Below are 16,762 nucleotides of genomic sequence, written 5' to 3'. Positions count from 1 at the left end.
AAAAAATGCAATTTTTAACTATTATATAACAGATATTGTAATTTTCAATTAATTTTATAACAGATTAAAAAAAGAGCCAAACAGCTCTTTTTTTGAATCAATCCCATTTTCTTTTATCCTGAAAAACCGTCTGCTGTCCGATTATTTTGTCTAACACAACAAACACAATATAAGCACATATTACTTGCAATACAATATTCCCAAGTTTTATTAATTCAAATGAATGGATCCATTGGAATAATTCATTTAATAATACAATCGAAACGATACTAAATAGTTCTATACTAACCGAAAATATACATACTTCGAAAATAGATTGCTCTTGAATCCGATTTAGGTTAGAGAAGATGAATAAGTACCCTAGAAACAGAGCTAGTAATTCTATTTTCGTCATGCTAATTAGCCAAGCGTATAGTGGTACGGTTAAAAGAAGATATAATAGTTTCCGTCTTAGCATGCCTTCTCACCTCTAATTTATAAGTGTTTTCTGTATATTTTAACACTTTTCACATAAAAGAAACAGAAGAGACTTATGCCTCTTCTGTTTCTTTTACTGCATGTATTAACTCACATATTTCTTCGTGCTTTTCATTTTCTAATAGCTCAATAACTTTACTTCCAACGACAACACCGTCACATATTGTAATCATTTCTTCTATTTGCTCTCGTGTTGAAATACCGAACCCTGCAACAACTGGTAAGTGAACGTGTGATTTTACTTTTTCCAAGTAACTATGAATCTCGTCCTTAAAGTTTTGACGTACTCCCGTTACGCCCGCTACTGTAACGGCGTAAACGAATCCTTGTGATTCACTCGTAATTTTCTTGATTCGTTCAATTGGGCTCGTTACAGTTACGAGTGGAATTAAAGCTATTTTCGCCTCACGTAGAAGCGGCGCAATAATATGTTGTTCTTCATACGGTAAGTCTGGAACGATAATGCCATCCACACCTGCTTCAAGACAGCTCTCGATGAAACGTTCTTTTCCGAATGCTAGTACTGGATTTAAATATGTCATGAGTACAAATGGAATTTGAACTTCTTGCCTCACTTCTGCTAATGCATGAAAAATCCCTTTTAATGTTACACCGCTATCTAGCGCACGTTTTCCTGCTCTTTGAATAGTTGGACCGTCTGCGACTGGATCTGAAAACGGAATACCGATTTCAACGATGCTTGCTCCTGCTTCATCTAAGAAGCGGATTCTTTCTTTTAACTTTTCAAGTCCACCATCTCCGCCCATTACGTACGGAACAAATGCTTGCTTGCCATTTTCAAACGCTGCTTTAATTTTTTCTACTCCCATTTTTTACACCTCTCCCATATAACGTTTTATACTCTCTACATCTTTATCACCGCGGCCAGATAAGCAAATGACAAGACCTTCGTCTTTCTTCATTTTCGGCGCTAATTTTAAAGCGTATGCGACAGCATGTGAGCTTTCTAACGCCGGGATAATCCCTTCTTTTTTCGTTAATAATTGAAACGCGTCTAACGCTTCGTCATCTGTGATTGAATGATAAGAAACGCGTCCAATATCTTTTAGTAAACTATGTTCTGGTCCAACACCTGGGTAATCCAGTCCTGCCGAAATAGAATGCGCTTCTTGAATTTGTCCTTCTTCATTTTGCAGAAGATACATCATCGATCCGTGTAAAACACCGACGCTTCCTTTCGTTAAAGTAGCTGCGTGCTTTTCTGTATGAACACCTTTTCCAGCTGCTTCTACGCCGTAAAGGGCAACTTCTTCATCGTGTACGAACGGATAAAACATTCCCATTGCATTACTACCACCACCAATACAAGCAACGACTGCTTCTGGTAATTTTCCTTCTAACGCTTCGTATTGCTTTTTCGTTTCTTTCCCAATTACACTTTGGAAATCACGAACAATTTGCGGAAATGGATGTGGTCCGAGAACCGATCCCATAATGTAGTGCGTATCGTGTACATGTGAAACCCAGTAACGAAGCGCCTCATTCACCGCATCTTTTAACGTGCCGCTACCTGCCGCTACGCTTTCTACTTTTGCTCCGAGTAATTCCATTCGGAACACGTTTAATTTTTGTCGTCTCACATCTTCTTCTCCCATGAAGATGACGCATTCTAAACCGAGAAGGGCACATACAGTAGCTGTTGCAACTCCGTGTTGTCCTGCTCCTGTTTCAGCGACAACTTTTTTCTTACCCATTCTTACCGCAAGAAGTGCCTGACCGATTGTATTGTTAATTTTATGAGCTCCCGTATGGTTCAAATCTTCACGTTTCAAATAGATTTTTGCTCCGCCGCAATACTTCGTCATATTTTCAGCGAAATAAAGCGGTGTTTCTCTTCCAACGTACGTTTGTAAATAATGGTTTAATTCCTTTTGAAACGCTTCGTCTTGCATCGCTTCTTTATACGCTTCTTCTAGCTCTAGTACGGATTGCATTAACGTTTCTGGAACGTATCGTCCTCCGTATATACCGTAATGACCTTTTTCATCTGGATATGCGTAGTTCATTTGGAACACTCCTTCGCTTTTTTAATAAATTGTTTTATTTTCTCCAAATCTTTCTTTCCTTCTGTCTCTACCCCGCTACTCACATCGACCATATATGGCTGAACGGTTTGAATGGCTTCTTCTATATTAATGACGTTTAATCCGCCAGCTAATATCGTTTTCTCTCGCAACTCGTTTGGCATATGTGCGAGTAACTCCCATGAAAATGTCTTACCATTCCCTCCGTAAAACTTTTCTTTCGGGCTATCAAATAACAGATAATCTGTTTCGTATTTTTTCGCATGTTCAATATCTTTCTCTAAAGCTACTCCTAACGCTTTTATAGACGGAATCTTCAATCTTCTGATTTGATGGTTGTCTTCATCCCCATGTAGTTGCACATGCGTTAACCCGCACTCCTCTGCAATTTTCTGGATCACTTCTACCGATTCATTTACGAAAACACCGACCTTGAAAACGTGGGCTGGAATTTCCCCAATAATTTCTTTCGCTTGCCCTGGAGTGATTTGGCGTTTACTTTCTGCAAAAACGAATCCGATTGCATCTGCTCCGTATTCACACGCTCTTTTTGCTGTTTCCATATCAGTGATGCCGCAAATCTTCACTTTCATATGCTCACCTTACAGTCTTCAAAAAAGGTACTGATAGAAGATGATGTCATAAGCGCTTCTCCGACTAATACGCCTTTGGCACCAGCTCGTTTGACTCTGATGATATCTTCTTTTGAATGAATACCACTTTCACTAATCCAAAGCAGATTTTCCTCATTCAGTCGTTTTCCGAGTTTTTCAGTTTGGCTTAAATCTACTTCAAACGTTTTTAAATTACGGTTATTAATTCCGATAACGTGCGGATTTAATCGGGTTGCAATTTCTAATTCCTGTTCATCATGAACTTCAACAATCGCTTCTAATCCCATTTCTAGTACGTAGTTATAAAGCTCTTTTAATTTCTCTTTTGACAATGCTGCAACGATTAATAAAATAAGATCTGCACCAGCTTCATAAGCTCTATCAATTTGAATCTTATCAATTATAAAATCTTTACATAAAAGCGGAATGTTACTTTCTGCTCTTGCAGTTTGTAAGTCGTGAAACGATCCTTTAAAAAATTGACCGTCTGTTAAAACAGAAACCGCTCCAGCGCCGCATTCTTCATATGTTTTTACTTGTTTTGGTACATCAACGTGTAAGTTTATATCGCCTTTTGATGGAGACGCTCGCTTTACCTCTGCGATTACAGTAAATTGCTCTAAAGCTTTTACAAGTGAGTGTGTTTTCCTTTTTTCTTTCACTGGTGAATATGTTTCATATAACTCCGCAACTTCTACTTTCTTCTGCTCTACAATTTTGTCTAAAATCGTCCCCACTTTAATTCACCCTTTCTAATTTTTCATGGCTTGCTGTAATTAATAAGTTTAATTTTTCTAATGCTTTTCCGGAGTCAATGCTATGTGCGGCTAGTTTAATTCCTTCTTCAATCGTTTCCGCTTTTCCGTTTGCGAAAAGAGCAAGCCCTGCATTTAGTAAAACGGTATCGCGGTATACACTTTTTTCTCCGCTCAATACTCCGAGCGTAATTTTTGCGTTTTCTTTTGAATTTCCGCCTCTAATTTCCTCATTTTTCACTCTTGAAAAACCGTAGTTTTCTGGTGCAATACTCATTTCAATTATTTCATTGTCTTTTAAAATAGCGACGCAGTTTTCTCCTTGTAATGATGCTTCATCTAAAAATCCACTTCCGTTTACGACGAGCGCTTGTTTTCTGCCTAGTTTCTGCAATACTTCCGCTACTGGCAATAACATATCTCGTTTATAAATACCGACAAATTGTGTTTCTAAATTAACCGGATTCGTCAGCGGTCCAATTAAGTTAAAGATCGTCGGAACGTTTAATTCTTTTCTTATTTTCATAATGCGTCTTAATGCTGGATGCATCGCTGGTGCAAATAAGAAGGCAATCCCTACATTTTCTAATAAGTAGTCAATCTCACCTGGCGTACAACTAATGTTTACACCGAGTTCTTCTAATAAATCAGCACTTCCTGTTTTACTAGAAACAGCGCGGTTTCCATGTTTCGCAACCTTTACACCAGCTCCGGCAAGTACAAATGCCGATGTTGTACTAATATTGAATGTTTGCGCACCGTCACCACCCGTTCCGCAATTGTCCATCGCGCCTTTTATATGATTTGAAAACGGTAATGCCTTTTCGCGAAGAGCACGAACGAGACCGTATATTTCTTCTGCTGTTTCGCCTTTCGCTTTCAGCAATACTAAGAAAGCTGCAACTTCACTTTCCAATATGTTGTCACTTAATAAAAGAAGTCCCGCTTCATACATTTCCTCTTCTGTTAAATGTTGTCCCTCTACTAACTTTCGAAGATAACTGTTCATACTCTCTCCTCCTCTTTCACTTCTGCTAAAAAGGCACGTATTAACTTTCCGCCTTCTTCTGTTGCAATTGATTCTGGGTGAAACTGTAATCCGAAGAGCGGATAATAGTTGTGACGAACTGCCATGATTTCTCCGTCATCCATCGCTGTCGCGAGTATGTCAAAACACTGTGGCAAACCATTTTGCGCTGCGACGAGTGAATGGTAACGCATCGCTGTTAGCGGCTGCGTAACGTACGAAAAGATTGACGTTCCGTTATGTTTCACACGCGATGTTTTTCCGTGTTTAATGTGCTCTGCTCTAACAATTTCTCCTCCAAATGCGGATATGATTGCTTGATGGCCAAGGCAAATTCCTAAGATGGGAACGTTCTTATAAAAGTGACGAATAACATCGATACAAATTCCAGCATCTTCTGGTTTTCCAGGTCCTGGTGATAGCACAATTCCTTTCGGCTTCATCTCCTCTAATTGTTCAATTGTTATTTGATCATTTCTTACTACAACAATTTCTTCCTCGTACTCGCCTAATAGTTGATACAAGTTATATGTGAATGAATCATAATTATCGATCAGTACAATCATTTCATAACCTCCAAAAGCGCTCTCGCTTTATTTAATGTTTCTTCATATTCAGCTACAGGGTCTGAATCGTAGACGATACCCGCTCCTGCCTGAACGTACGCTTTCTCATCTTTTACAACCATCGTTCGAATTGCTAGCGCCATATCAAGATTTCCTGAGAATGAAATATATCCAACTGCTCCGGCGTATACATTTCTTTTTTCATGCTCTAACGTATTAATAATTTCCATCGCCCTTATTTTCGGAGCGCCTGATACTGTGCCGGCTGGTAAACAATACGCTAATGCATCAAATCCACTCATTCGTTTTCGCAATGTTCCGTAAACTTCAGATACAATGTGCATAACGTGAGAGTATTTCTCTACTTTCATATATTTATCTATTGTCACAGAGCCAATTTCACTTACTCTGCCAATATCATTTCGGCCTAGATCCACAAGCATCATATGCTCCGCCCGCTCTTTCTCATTTCCTAACAGTTCTTTTTCGATTTCCTCATCTTCCTGCTCCGTTTTCCCTCTCGGTCTCGTACCCGCAATTGGGTTCGTCATCACTTTATCCTCTCTAACTGATAACAAACTTTCCGGCGAAGAACCGAGTACAACGTAATCTTGAAAGTCGATATAAAACATATATGGCGACGGGTTTGCAATTCGAAGTTTCCGGTATAATGCAAATGGATCTCCTTTACATTCACTTTGCAAACGCTGGGATAATACAACTTGAAAAATATCTCCGGCCCGAATGTATTCTTTCGCTGTTTCTACCATTTCACAAAATTCTTTTTCAGTTACTGAAGAAGTGAATGATAAAGATGATATTACTTCACTCACCTTCTCTTCTTCTCCGTTTAGCACTTCTTCTTTGTATCGTTGCAATCTCTCGTATACTTCCTCATAAGAAGCTGATTCATCTTCCTTGCATACATATACAAACGATAGTTTTTGGCGTAAATGATCGTAAACGATAAACTCGCTATACAGTAAAAGGTGTACTTCTGGAATATTTAATGGATCATGTAAGTCTACTCCTATATTTTCATACTGCCGAATTACGTCATAGCCGATATAACCAACTGCTCCTCCGCAAAATGGGAATGGACTTTCTACTAGCGATGGTGCGATTACCTCTTCTAACACTTGCAGTACGTTACCTTGCAGCTTTTCTGTTTGGCTGTAAATCGTTCGTTCCACTTCCGTACCAACACTTTTCACTTCACCATACGGATTACATCCTAAGCAAGAATAGCGTCCTTTATCTTGATGAAGCTGTGAGCTTTCTAGTAAAAACTTCTTCTTCCCTTTCATACGTCTATATAAAGAAATTGGCGTAATGCTATCTCCTTCTTCTTCAGCGATTACTAAAAATGTTTTTCCTTGTTCTTTTTGCTTCATAAATTCTTCTTTCGTCATCATGCCTTTCACCTCACTCTGAAAAATAAAAAAGTCCCCTACATATCGAAATATGTAGAGGACGATAAATTTACCGTGGTACCACCTCAGGTTGGATGCAAAAGCATCCCGCTTTATTCAGGTACAAAATATATACCTTATCCTTGTAACGGCGGAACCCGGGTTGCCTACTGAATAGAAATTGTTCAGCATACCTCTCGTAAGCCCATTCCGTATATGGCACCGTACCGGGCTCCCACCTGCCCCCGGCTCTCTGTAACGTCTCCAAGTATACGTACTCTTCTTACTTAAACGATTTAACTTATTTAATTTTTATAGGGCGTTCAACAATTTTTTGTACACAAAAAGGGAGTACTCATCCTATAGAAAGGACGGGTACTCCCGTGGTGCCACCTTAATTCGTTACGAATGTAACGCACTTTGCCGTATCAAAAAATAATACGTGTCTCTTGTATCGATGAGATCATGTCGCCAAAGCCTACTTCTTTCGTTTCGGTTTGGAAGCTCCGAAGCCCATTCCACATCAATCCCATACTGATTCGCACCAACCATCAGCTCTCTGACATGTTCATCATGTGTACTCTTCTTCATCAACGCTTGCATTTTTTTAAGTTGCACTCATTATATTCCTCATGTTTCTAATAAGTCAATACTTTTTCCGAAAAAAATATTATTTCTTCGTTCGATATTATATTGACAAAACAACCTGTTTTTATGTAAAAATAATAAATACTCTATTAAAATTAAGGTTTTTTGCCAGAAAGTTATATATCCCAAAAGTAAAGAGATGTCAAAAAACGCTTAAATTTCAGAAAATTCTTATTTGCACATGGATTTTTCTGAATAATCATGATAGATTATAAATATGCAAAATGCATCAAAAGACATGACAAAAGGAAGGGGAACTACATGAGTACGCAGATGTTAACTTTAACTTCTATCTCTATTTACATGCTCGGGATGTTAGTAATCGGCTATTTCGCCTACAAACGAACGTCCAACTTAACAGATTATATGCTTGGCGGGCGTACACTAGGCCCCGCAGTAACAGCATTAAGTGCTGGAGCAGCTGATATGAGCGGTTGGCTTTTAATGGGCTTACCCGGTGCAATGTTTAGCGTTGGATTAAGTAGTAGCTGGATTGCGATTGGCCTAACACTTGGCGCATACGCAAACTGGATCTATGTCGCTCCTCGCTTACGTACCTACTCAGAAATTGCAAACAACTCTATTACTATTCCAGAATTTTTAGAACACCGTTTCCACGACAAATCTCATATGCTACGCCTCGTATCTGGACTTGTTATTATGATCTTTTTCACATTTTATGTAGCTTCAGGATTTGTTTCCGGCGCTGTATTATTCGAAAATTCATTTGGACTCAATTACCATGTTGGCCTTCTTATCGTCGGAAGTGTTGTCGTAGCTTACACATTATTTGGTGGATTTTTAGCTGTAAGTTGGACAGACTTCGTACAAGGAATCATTATGGTAGTCGCTCTTATTCTTGTTCCAATCGTAACAATTATGCATGTAAACGGACTTGGTCCAGCATTTGACACTATTAGATCTATCGATCCAACATTATTAGATATTTTTAAAGGCACTTCTGTATTAGGCATTATTTCACTATTCGCATGGGGCCTTGGTTATGTTGGACAACCTCATATTATCGTACGCTTTATGGCAATTTCTTCTGTAAAAGAAATTAAAAGCGCACGCCGAATCGGTATGAGCTGGATGATTTTCTCTGTTGTCGGAGCTATGTTTACTGGTCTTATCGGTATCGCATACTATTCAAAAGCGGGTTTAAAACTTTCTGACCCAGAAACGATTTTCGTTGAACTTGGCAGTATTTTATTCCATCCGCTTATTACTGGATTTTTATTAGCGGCTATTTTAGCAGCTATTATGAGTACAATCTCTTCTCAACTTCTCGTTACTTCAAGTGCAGTAACAGAAGACTTATATAGAACATTCTTTAAGCGCGATGCTTCTGATAAAGAACTTGTATTTGTCGGTCGTATGGCTGTTCTTGGTATTGCTTTAATCGGGTGTGCATTAGCGCTTAAACAAAATGATACGATTTTAGCTCTTGTTGGATATGCTTGGGCTGGATTTGGTTCTTCATTTGGACCTGCTATTTTATTAAGCTTATATTGGAAACGTATGACGAAATGGGGCGCGCTTGCTGGTATGATTTCAGGTGCAGCCACAGTAATTATTTGGACTCAATTCAAATTCCTAAAAGATTTCTTATATGAAATGATTCCTGGTTTCGCTATTAGTTTAATAGTGATCATAATTGTTAGTTTAATAACTAAACCTTCAAAAGAAGTTGAAGAGCAATTTGAGAATTTTGAAAAACAACATATTCATAATCTATAAAAAGAAAGCTCTGCTGTTACGATAACAGCAGAGCTTTCTTTTTACCGCATTTCGACAATATTCTTCTCAAATTTAACAATTTCTTTATGTTTCGTTAAATTTACTATAACATTCTTCCTTTATATTATTAGTATCGACACCTATACAGAAAGGGGACTCCACCAATGTTAGCAGCTTTCCAGCAAAAACATATAAGAAAATTTTCACCTATCACAAATACTTCTGCTTCTTGTTTAAACATTCAACCTAATCCGCCCAAAATTTCAATTGCTCCTTCTGTTATTTCAGTTATCGGTGTTCATATGGGAAAAAATAAGTTAAAAATAAAAACTGGGCAAAGTACTGAGTTATCAGCTTCCGTTTTGCCAATGCAAGCGACGAACCAAGAGCTTATTTGGACAAATATGAATTCTGATGTCATCACAATCTATCCAAAAGGTGATACGGTAACGATTACTGGAAAAAGTGCAGGAAGAGCAGTCGTAATTGTCACAACTGCTGAAGGAAAATTCCGCGACTTATGTGTCGTTCACGTACAACCTTATATGACAAATCCAAAGTGACATAAAGAGAGTGGATATGAATCCACTCTCTTAATTTATTTCAATTCCAGGATTTTTTCTTTTTAACAACAAAATAAATTCTTCTTTATTTCTTGGAGAAATAAGTTCTGTTTCATATGATCCGTATAGAATTTCAAATCGATCGAATGATAGTGCATGAGCTGCGATTGGATTTTTCGTATCTGAAATTCGCTTTATATCCCTTATAAGAATACGTTTTTTAACGAAACCAGATCTAATAGTAATCTCTTCTTCCCCTACAATATATTTTGTTGAAAACCAACTCCAACTAAACAGTATGGCTAATGGAATTGTAAAAAATAAGAGAAAGTATTCTCTCCCTGCAAATATTGGAGCAAAACAGGCACCTATAACGATTATAAAGACCAGATATAACCATGCATCTTTTTTTGATGGAAATTCCATTACGCTCCCTCCTCTCTTGATTTAAGTTAATGAATTCCCCTCCTTCTCTTATTAAAATAAAAGTAATATTGAAATAGGAGGACGACATATGAATGAACGAAAGTTTGCCTTATTTGCTGGTACTTCTCTTCTCATTATGGCATTCGCTGCATTTTTTTCTTACGGTTTTGTTCACGAAAATCTAGTTGTACAAGGAGATGCGAGCACGACACTCCATAATATTCAAACTTCAAGTTCACTTTTCCAAGCAGAACTTTTCGGATGGATTATCATTTTCATTACGGATATTATCGCCTCGTGGGCTCTTTATTTCTTTCTAAAACCTATCCATGCTAGCCTCTCATTACTAGCCGCCTGTCTTCGTCTTATGTATACAGCTATACTTGGGATTGCTATATTCAATTTAACATTTGTATTACTTCTTTCAAAAAGTACAGTTGCTAATTCAGAAGCATATACAATGTTATTTCTAGAAGCTTTTGAATACATTTGGTCTGTAGGATTAGTCATTTTCGGCTTACATCTTCTCGTTTTAGGATATGTAACTTTTCTATCTAAACAAATACCGAAATTTATTAGTGTACTACTATTCATCGCTGCTATCGGTTATATCGTAATTCACGTCATGAATACAATGTTTTCACAATATGATACGATTATTTCCATTCTTAACGTTGTCTTTCAACTACCGATGATCGCAGGTGAACTAGGATTTAGTATATGGCTATTGCTTAGAGGTGGAAAAAACTCTACTGTTTGAGTCGTTTCTTAATTCTGCTTAATGATTCTGGCGTAATACCTAGATAACTTGCCAATTGATATTGAGGAACACGATGAATTAAATGCGGGCGTTTTTGTAATAATGATTTGTAGCGCTCTTCTGGTGTCGATGCAATAAATAATGTAAGTTCTTCTTGTACTTCACCAAAATTGTATTCAATCATTTGGCGCGTCATTTCTTCTAACTGTGAATATTTCTTATACATGTCCTTTTCACTATACAGATCGCCAACTACTACTATACAGTCTTCTAAACACGTTAACGTATGCGGGGATGATTTATCTTGTTTATGATGATTGAAATTTGCGATTGCTTGTTCTTCTGTATAAAAATTTGATGTAACCTCTCTCCCTGCTTCATCTATACAGTGCTGCCTCACGCATCCTTTTAATACAAAATAACATTTAGACGGAACATCTCCTTGTCTTAGGAGCACTGTTCCTTTTTTATATTCTTCAATTTGTAATTCACTGAGGATCAGTTGCTGCTCTTCTTCACTTAATGTTGTAAAACTCTTCATATACTTCTTTAATATCTCTTCCATTTCTCTCCCCCTTCTTCACTTAAATTTCTATAAAACAAAAAGAGAAGTATCACAACTTCTCTTTTCTCCCCTAACATTATAATTCCTGTGTATACACCGGTTTGTTCACCACATTTTTTGCTGTTCGCTTTTGTTGCTGTAGTAAGAAAACAGATACACCAAACAACACGAGCATGCTACCGATAATTTGCATTGCGTTTAATTTTTCTCCAAGTAAGAAGAACGCTAGTATAGATGCCCCAACTGGTTCCCCTAGAATACTCATTGAAATTGTTGTTGCATTTACGTAGTTTAATAACCAATTATTAATGACGTGTGACACTGTCGGTACAATCGCAAGTAAAAGAAAAATACTCCAATCCCACTTCGTATAGCCTGTAAATGGCACTTGAAGTATAACGTTATAAATCGCTATAAATATACCAGCGAAGGCAAATACAGTGAAACTATAAATCCAATGCGATACTTTCTTTACTGTCGTTTGTCCGATAAATAAATAACCGACAACTGCTATTACACTTAAAAAGGATAATATATCCCCATAAATTGCTTGCTCACTTAGCCCTAAATCTCCCCAGCCAATACACATTACGCCTAGTATCGCAATTCCCATCGTCGCAATTGCTGAATAGGTTGTTCTTTCTTTAAATAGAAAAAAACCTCCAACTAAAGATACGATAGGTTGCAGCGCTAAAATAATCGTCGAACTTGCTACTGTCGTATGCTTTAAGGATTCAAACCATAAAAGAAAATGAAGTGCTAAAAAGAAACCAGATCCAATTAAAAATCCCCAATCCTTTATTTGAATCTTACTAAACTCTTCCCGTTTTTTCCAAACGATAGGCAGCATAATAAGTACGATAATCCATAATCGATACATACTTAAAATTGAAGATGGTGCTGAGGACATCTTTACAAAAACAGCTGCGAATGAAATGGCTATAATGGAAATTGCTAATGGTAGTGCGATTGATCTTTCTTGTTTCAAATCCTGTCTCCCCTCTCACCTGTAAAAAATCCCACTTCATTATATCCGTTTTCTTTCATAACTTAAATACTAATTTTTTAGATTCTTCGTACCATTATGGTAAAATAGAAATTAAGGCACCTATTAGTGATTATTTCTTTCCTTTTCACTACAAGCGTCGCTCTTACAATCATTACAGTAAATTTTTATTTAGGGGGATCTACATGAATCAAACAATAGGGAGAATTGAAGAAATTTCATTTTTTAGTACATCACTTCAAGAGGAACTTACACTTCTTGTTTATTTACCAGTAAATTACACACCTCTCCATAAGCATACAGTTGTTATTGCACAAGATGGTAGAGATTATTTTCAGCTTGGTAAAGCGCACCGTGTAATTGAGCGTCTTCGTGAAACTGAAGAAATCGACCGTACAATTATTGTCGGCATTCCATATAAAAATGTACACGATCGTAAGGAAAAATATTTCCCGAGCGATGTAAAGAATGCTGCTTACATTCGTTTCCTTGCTCATGAGCTTGCTCCATATATTGATGAAAATTATCCAACGTATCAAATGGGTAAAGGACGCGTTTTAATTGGAGATTCTCTTGGCGGTACAGTTTCCTTTATGACTGCACTTATGTATCCGCATACATTCGGTAAAGTCGTTATGCAGTCACCATTTGTTGATGAAACAGTGATGAACTTAGCAAGAGACTTTAAAAATCCAGGGGCGTTAGAACTTTATCATGTCATTGGGACAGAAGAAACAGCTGTCAAGCGCACAGATGGACAAGTATCTGATTTCGTAGAACCGAACCGTGAGCTAAATACTCTTCTTACAGATAGAAATTTCATCACGCATTATGAAGAGTTTGAAGGGAATCACACATGGAAATATTGGCAAGCAGATTTACCGAAAGCATTTTCTCATATTCTATCAATGAAATAATAGAGAGCGATATTCAGAATAATTTGATATAATAGATAAAGAGATTTATTCTCAAAATCTAACTAGACTTGCAAAGGGAGGAATTGGAACATGAAATTAGGAATTGTAATTTTCCCATCAAAAATGATTCAAGATAAAGCAAACGGATTGCGTAAACGTTATGATCCACATTACGCATTAGTTCCGCCACATATTACATTGAAAACACCCTTTGAAACGCAAGATGAACAATTAGAATCGATTGTGAATGAGTTACATACAATCGCAAACAAAACGAACCCTTTCACCCTTCATGTTGGAAAAGTTGGTTCATTCGCACCTGTTAATAATGTTCTTTATTTTAAAGTAGAAAAAACACCTGAACTTACTTTCTTAAATGAAGAAATGCATAATGGATTCTTTACACAAGAGCGCGAGTACTCTTTCGTACCTCATTTAACAATCGGTCAAAGCCTGTCAGATGCAGAGCACGCTGATGTATTAGGTCGATTACGTATGAAAGATTTCTATTATGAGCAACCAATCGATCGTTTCCACCTTCTATATCAATTAGAAAACGGAACATGGACTGTACATGAAACATTCCACCTTGGAAAGGGGAGCAACTAATTTGCACGCACAAATCGTACAAACAGACGAGCAGCTAAGTGATGCATTCTCTGTACGTAAACAGGTTTTTGTAGAAGAACAACGTGTTTCTTCTGAAGAAGAATATGATGAATTTGAAGATACTTCGGTGCACGTTGTTGTATATGACAATGACATTCCAGTCGGTGCGGGCCGCTTTCGCATTGTTGATGGAGTTGGAAAAATGGAACGCATTTGCGTACTGGCCTCCCATCGCCAAAAAGGTATTGGCAAAATCATTATGGATGCACTTGAAGCGCATGCTAAAGAAGAGTCTCTACCAAAATTAAAACTCCATGCTCAAACACATGCTGAAGTTTTCTATAAAAAGCTAGGATACGTGACGGCTTCTGATGTATTTATGGAAGCAAATATCCCGCACGTCGTAATGATAAAAGAATTGTAATTTTGTAGCAGGAGGTAGCCCCTCCTGTTTTTTACATTGCTATTTTCTTTTTCTTCCGCTAAAGTTAAATGTTGATGCTATAGTTTTGAAGGTGAATATATGACACAAGAAAAATTTTCACAAAAACCGTTAACACACGCTGGTATTCCGCAAGCGACGTATCATATTCCGAAAACATCTACCCATTTAATTATGGAAGAAGATGCAGATGCGGCGTATTTCCGCGCTTTAGAACAGCAAGGTGTTTATTTAAATGAAAAACAGTTAGAAGCAGTGCAAACGACAGAAGGACCTGTCCTTACACTAGCTGGTGCTGGAAGTGGTAAAACATCTGTTTTAACAACTCGCGTTGGTTATTTAGTTAATGTAAAACATGTTCATCCACGAAATATTTTGCTGCTGACGTTTACACAAAAAGCAGCTGAAGAAATTCGAAGCCGTGTAGCGAATTTACCTGGTATGAATCATGCCGCAAGTAGCTATGTCGTTGCTGGTACATTCCACTCTGTCTTTTTAAAATTGCTTCGTAGTCAAGGATATAATCAGCAAATTTTAGCAAATGAAAAACATAAACAAATTATGATAAAGAAAATTTTGAAAGAATTACGCTTAAAAGACGCTTATGATGCCGAAACGATACTCGCTATGATTTCACTTGAGAAAAACAAATTGAATCGTCCGAAAGATGTAAAAGCGAAAACACCGGTTGAACAAGAGTTCAAAGAAGTATACGAACGTTTCGAAGAGGTAAAACAACGGTACAATTATATCGATTTTGACGACATCTTATTAGAAATGTATTATCTTTTAGAAAATAACGCTCCCCTGCTTACTCAATTACAAGAGCGTTTTCATTACATTGAAGTAGATGAGTTTCAAGATACGTCGTATGCACAATATGAAATTGTAAAATTGTTAGCCACGCCAAGAAATAATTTATTTATCGCAGGTGATGACGATCAAGCGATTTACGGCTGGCGAGGGGCAAGTCACCAAATTATTTTATCTTTTCCAAAGGAATTTGATAATACAACGATTATCGCACTTAATACGAATTATCGATCTAATCCATTTATCGTCGGACTTGGAAATGAAGTTATTAAGCTCAATCAAGAACGTTTTGATAAAGAGCTATATTCTGTTCGTAACGATGGCATGCAGCCGTTTTATGCACGACCTGCGACAACTCTTGATGAAGCAAATCAAATTTTGCAACTCATTCAGGAAAAAGTAGATAGTGGTGAACGAAATTATAAAGATTTTTGTTTATTATATCGTACACATTCTGTAAGCCGTTCTTTACTTGATCAGCTTACAATTCATAAGATTCCATTTATTAAACATGGAGCGAGCCAATCGTTCTACGAACATTCTTTAATTAGGCCCGTATTAGATCACTTACGACTCGTGCTTGAACCGTTCCGCCTCGAATCACTTTCAAATATATTACCAACAATGTATATTGGCCGTGATGAGTGCATTTCATTTATTGAACGTGAACAATGGAAATATGGTGAGGGCCGTTTCCCTTCTCTTCTTCATTTTCTATTACTAAACCCAAGCTTGAAACCTTTTCAAGTTAAAAAAGTAAATGAGCGAATCGATTTTATTAAGTTTATAAAAGAACTTGAACCGAAAAAAGCATTGAAAGAAATTATTCATGGTAAAGGAAAGTATTTAGAGTACTTACAAAGTAATGATCGTTCTTCCTTTACGATGCATAAGGACATACAAGAAGAGATGTTAGAAGAATTAATGGAATCAGCAACTCGCTTTACGGATATTTCAGCTTACTTACAATTTATTAATGAGGCCATTCAAGGTCAAAAAGAAATGGAAGCATTAAAAACAATGCCGCAAAAAGATGCCGTATCGCTTATGTCAATTCATAACGCGAAAGGCCTTGAGTTTCCATGCGTCTTCTTACTCGGTGCAAGCGATGGCATACTGCCGCATACTTCTTCTTTAAAAGATGCCAATGACCGTGTGACGGAGACTTCTGAAGCATTAGAAGAAGAACGACGATTACTCTATGTCGCAATTACGCGTGCTAAAGAAGAACTTTACATTTCCTCCCCGCAATTTTTCAGAGGAAAGAAACTAGATATATCTCGTTTTTTATATACTACGCGAAAAGATTTACCTGAAAAGACATCCGCTAAATAAGGATGTCTTTTTTCCATATCACGATATGTACATCCCCTCTAT

Annotated in this window: 18 protein-coding genes and 2 other annotated features; of the genes, 7 read left to right on the top strand and 11 right to left on the bottom strand. The window is 37.3% G+C overall.

Annotation, left to right across the window (positions count from 1 at the left end; genetic code table 11):
* Positions 1 to 97: 97 nt before the first annotated feature.
* The 8 genes from NSQ47_RS01145 to trpE form a co-directional block, all read right to left on the bottom strand.
* Entirely contained in the window at positions 98 to 457 is a 360-nt protein-coding gene (locus NSQ47_RS01145) for a DUF4029 domain-containing protein (RefSeq protein WP_078173297.1), read from the bottom strand.
* 73 nt (positions 458 to 530) lie between these two features.
* Positions 531 to 1,307: a tryptophan synthase subunit alpha gene (gene trpA / locus NSQ47_RS01140; protein WP_341035866.1), complete on the bottom strand. Its 777-nt coding sequence runs from the start codon at positions 1,305 to 1,307 to the stop codon at positions 531 to 533.
* 3 nt (positions 1,308 to 1,310) lie between these two features.
* Entirely contained in the window at positions 1,311 to 2,504 is a 1,194-nt protein-coding gene (trpB, locus tag NSQ47_RS01135; protein WP_002158844.1) for a tryptophan synthase subunit beta, read from the bottom strand.
* Positions 2,501 to 3,115, bottom strand: a complete 615-nt coding sequence (locus tag NSQ47_RS01130; protein ID WP_341035865.1) for a phosphoribosylanthranilate isomerase — start codon at positions 3,113 to 3,115, stop codon at positions 2,501 to 2,503. The genes trpB and NSQ47_RS01130 overlap by 4 nt, the downstream gene beginning before the upstream one ends.
* A complete protein-coding gene (gene trpC / locus NSQ47_RS01125) occupies positions 3,112 to 3,873 on the bottom strand; it encodes an indole-3-glycerol phosphate synthase TrpC (RefSeq protein ID WP_002158846.1) in 762 nt (253 codons plus the stop codon). Before trpC ends, NSQ47_RS01130 begins: the two co-directional genes overlap by 4 nt.
* A 1-nt stretch (position 3,874) precedes the next feature.
* Positions 3,875 to 4,900, bottom strand: coding sequence for an anthranilate phosphoribosyltransferase (gene trpD / locus NSQ47_RS01120; RefSeq protein ID WP_016104197.1), 1,026 nt, complete (start codon positions 4,898 to 4,900; stop codon positions 3,875 to 3,877).
* The gene (locus tag NSQ47_RS01115) at positions 4,897 to 5,484 is read right to left on the bottom strand and encodes an aminodeoxychorismate/anthranilate synthase component II (protein WP_002201346.1); all 588 of its coding nucleotides are present in this window, start codon (positions 5,482 to 5,484) and stop codon (positions 4,897 to 4,899) included. Before NSQ47_RS01115 ends, trpD begins: the two co-directional genes overlap by 4 nt.
* Positions 5,481 to 6,899: an anthranilate synthase component I gene (gene trpE, locus NSQ47_RS01110; protein ID WP_341035862.1), complete on the bottom strand. Its 1,419-nt coding sequence runs from the start codon at positions 6,897 to 6,899 to the stop codon at positions 5,481 to 5,483. Before trpE ends, NSQ47_RS01115 begins: the two co-directional genes overlap by 4 nt.
* Positions 6,900 to 6,950: 51 nt before the next feature.
* Positions 6,951 to 7,197 (bottom strand) — a binding site (T-box leader).
* A gap of 63 nt (positions 7,198 to 7,260) precedes the next feature.
* Positions 7,261 to 7,499 (bottom strand) — a binding site (T-box leader).
* 306 nt (positions 7,500 to 7,805) lie between these two features.
* Between trpE and putP the strand changes: the two genes are divergently transcribed.
* Complete coding sequence (gene putP, locus NSQ47_RS01105) at positions 7,806 to 9,284, top strand: sodium/proline symporter PutP (RefSeq protein ID WP_341035859.1); 1,479 nt, start codon at positions 7,806 to 7,808, stop codon at positions 9,282 to 9,284.
* Positions 9,285 to 9,448: 164 nt separating this feature from the next.
* The gene (locus tag NSQ47_RS01100) at positions 9,449 to 9,847 is read left to right on the top strand and encodes an Ig-like domain-containing protein (RefSeq protein WP_002202749.1); all 399 of its coding nucleotides are present in this window, start codon (positions 9,449 to 9,451) and stop codon (positions 9,845 to 9,847) included.
* A gap of 30 nt (positions 9,848 to 9,877) precedes the next feature.
* Here NSQ47_RS01100 and NSQ47_RS01095 read toward each other — a convergent pair whose 3' ends face one another.
* Positions 9,878 to 10,273 (bottom strand): PH domain-containing protein, encoded by a 396-nt coding sequence (locus tag NSQ47_RS01095; RefSeq protein WP_199659814.1) that lies wholly within the window; start codon positions 10,271 to 10,273, stop codon positions 9,878 to 9,880.
* 88 nt (positions 10,274 to 10,361) lie between these two features.
* Between NSQ47_RS01095 and NSQ47_RS01090 the strand changes: the two genes are divergently transcribed.
* Entirely contained in the window at positions 10,362 to 11,033 is a 672-nt protein-coding gene (locus NSQ47_RS01090) for a DUF4386 domain-containing protein (RefSeq protein WP_341035856.1), read from the top strand.
* Here NSQ47_RS01090 and NSQ47_RS01085 read toward each other — a convergent pair.
* Together NSQ47_RS01085 and NSQ47_RS01080 are read right to left on the bottom strand one after the other, a co-directional pair.
* Positions 11,023 to 11,598, bottom strand: a complete 576-nt coding sequence (locus tag NSQ47_RS01085) for a Crp/Fnr family transcriptional regulator (RefSeq protein WP_002158855.1) — start codon at positions 11,596 to 11,598, stop codon at positions 11,023 to 11,025. The two genes, NSQ47_RS01090 and NSQ47_RS01085, sit on opposite strands and share 11 nt — an antisense overlap.
* 76 nt (positions 11,599 to 11,674) lie before the next feature.
* A complete protein-coding gene (locus NSQ47_RS01080; RefSeq protein WP_002158858.1) occupies positions 11,675 to 12,586 on the bottom strand; it encodes a DMT family transporter in 912 nt (303 codons plus the stop codon).
* A gap of 203 nt (positions 12,587 to 12,789) precedes the next feature.
* Between NSQ47_RS01080 and NSQ47_RS01075 the strand changes: the two genes are divergently transcribed.
* From NSQ47_RS01075 to NSQ47_RS01060, 4 genes are all read left to right on the top strand, one after another.
* Positions 12,790 to 13,521 (top strand): alpha/beta hydrolase, encoded by a 732-nt coding sequence (locus NSQ47_RS01075; RefSeq protein WP_002158859.1) that lies wholly within the window; start codon positions 12,790 to 12,792, stop codon positions 13,519 to 13,521.
* Positions 13,522 to 13,611: 90 nt separating this feature from the next.
* Positions 13,612 to 14,130 carry a YjcG family protein gene (locus NSQ47_RS01070; protein WP_002201352.1) on the top strand — a complete coding sequence of 173 codons (519 nt, stop codon included), beginning with the start codon at positions 13,612 to 13,614 and terminating at the stop codon, positions 14,128 to 14,130.
* Position 14,131: 1 nt separating this feature from the next.
* A complete protein-coding gene (locus NSQ47_RS01065) occupies positions 14,132 to 14,554 on the top strand; it encodes a GNAT family N-acetyltransferase (RefSeq protein WP_002158861.1) in 423 nt (140 codons plus the stop codon).
* 99 nt (positions 14,555 to 14,653) lie between these two features.
* Positions 14,654 to 16,720, top strand: a complete 2,067-nt coding sequence (locus NSQ47_RS01060) for an ATP-dependent helicase (RefSeq protein WP_002201354.1) — start codon at positions 14,654 to 14,656, stop codon at positions 16,718 to 16,720.
* Positions 16,721 to 16,762 lie beyond the last annotated feature (42 nt).

The organism is Bacillus sp. FSL R10-2780, assembly GCF_038006125.1.
Classification (GTDB): Bacteria; Bacillota; Bacilli; order Bacillales; family Bacillaceae_G; genus Bacillus_A; species Bacillus_A cereus_U.
The sequence above is the reverse complement of the archived record's forward strand: the minus strand, read 5'-3'. Positions and strand labels throughout refer to the sequence as shown.

Excerpts from the sequence above, each read along its gene's own strand:
- NSQ47_RS01145 (WP_078173297.1), bottom strand. The coding sequence starts at position 457 with ATGCTAAGACGGAAACTATTATATCTTCTTTTAACCGTACCACTATAC.
- trpA (WP_341035866.1), bottom strand. The coding sequence starts at position 1,307 with ATGGGAGTAGAAAAAATTAAAGCAGCGTTTGAAAATGGCAAGCAAGCA.
- trpB (WP_002158844.1), bottom strand. The coding sequence starts at position 2,504 with ATGAACTACGCATATCCAGATGAAAAAGGTCATTACGGTATATACGGA.
- NSQ47_RS01130 (WP_341035865.1), bottom strand. The coding sequence starts at position 3,115 with ATGAAAGTGAAGATTTGCGGCATCACTGATATGGAAACAGCAAAAAGA.
- trpD (WP_016104197.1), bottom strand. The coding sequence starts at position 4,900 with ATGAACAGTTATCTTCGAAAGTTAGTAGAGGGACAACATTTAACAGAA.
- NSQ47_RS01115 (WP_002201346.1), bottom strand. The coding sequence starts at position 5,484 with ATGATTGTACTGATCGATAATTATGATTCATTCACATATAACTTGTAT.
- trpE (WP_341035862.1), bottom strand. The coding sequence starts at position 6,899 with ATGATGACGAAAGAAGAATTTATGAAGCAAAAAGAACAAGGAAAAACA.
- putP (WP_341035859.1), top strand. The coding sequence starts at position 7,806 with ATGAGTACGCAGATGTTAACTTTAACTTCTATCTCTATTTACATGCTC.
- NSQ47_RS01100 (WP_002202749.1), top strand. The coding sequence starts at position 9,449 with ATGTTAGCAGCTTTCCAGCAAAAACATATAAGAAAATTTTCACCTATC.
- NSQ47_RS01095 (WP_199659814.1), bottom strand. The coding sequence starts at position 10,273 with ATGGAATTTCCATCAAAAAAAGATGCATGGTTATATCTGGTCTTTATA.
- NSQ47_RS01090 (WP_341035856.1), top strand. The coding sequence starts at position 10,362 with ATGAATGAACGAAAGTTTGCCTTATTTGCTGGTACTTCTCTTCTCATT.
- NSQ47_RS01085 (WP_002158855.1), bottom strand. The coding sequence starts at position 11,598 with ATGGAAGAGATATTAAAGAAGTATATGAAGAGTTTTACAACATTAAGT.
- NSQ47_RS01075 (WP_002158859.1), top strand. The coding sequence starts at position 12,790 with ATGAATCAAACAATAGGGAGAATTGAAGAAATTTCATTTTTTAGTACA.
- NSQ47_RS01070 (WP_002201352.1), top strand. The coding sequence starts at position 13,612 with ATGAAATTAGGAATTGTAATTTTCCCATCAAAAATGATTCAAGATAAA.
- NSQ47_RS01060 (WP_002201354.1), top strand. The coding sequence starts at position 14,654 with ATGACACAAGAAAAATTTTCACAAAAACCGTTAACACACGCTGGTATT.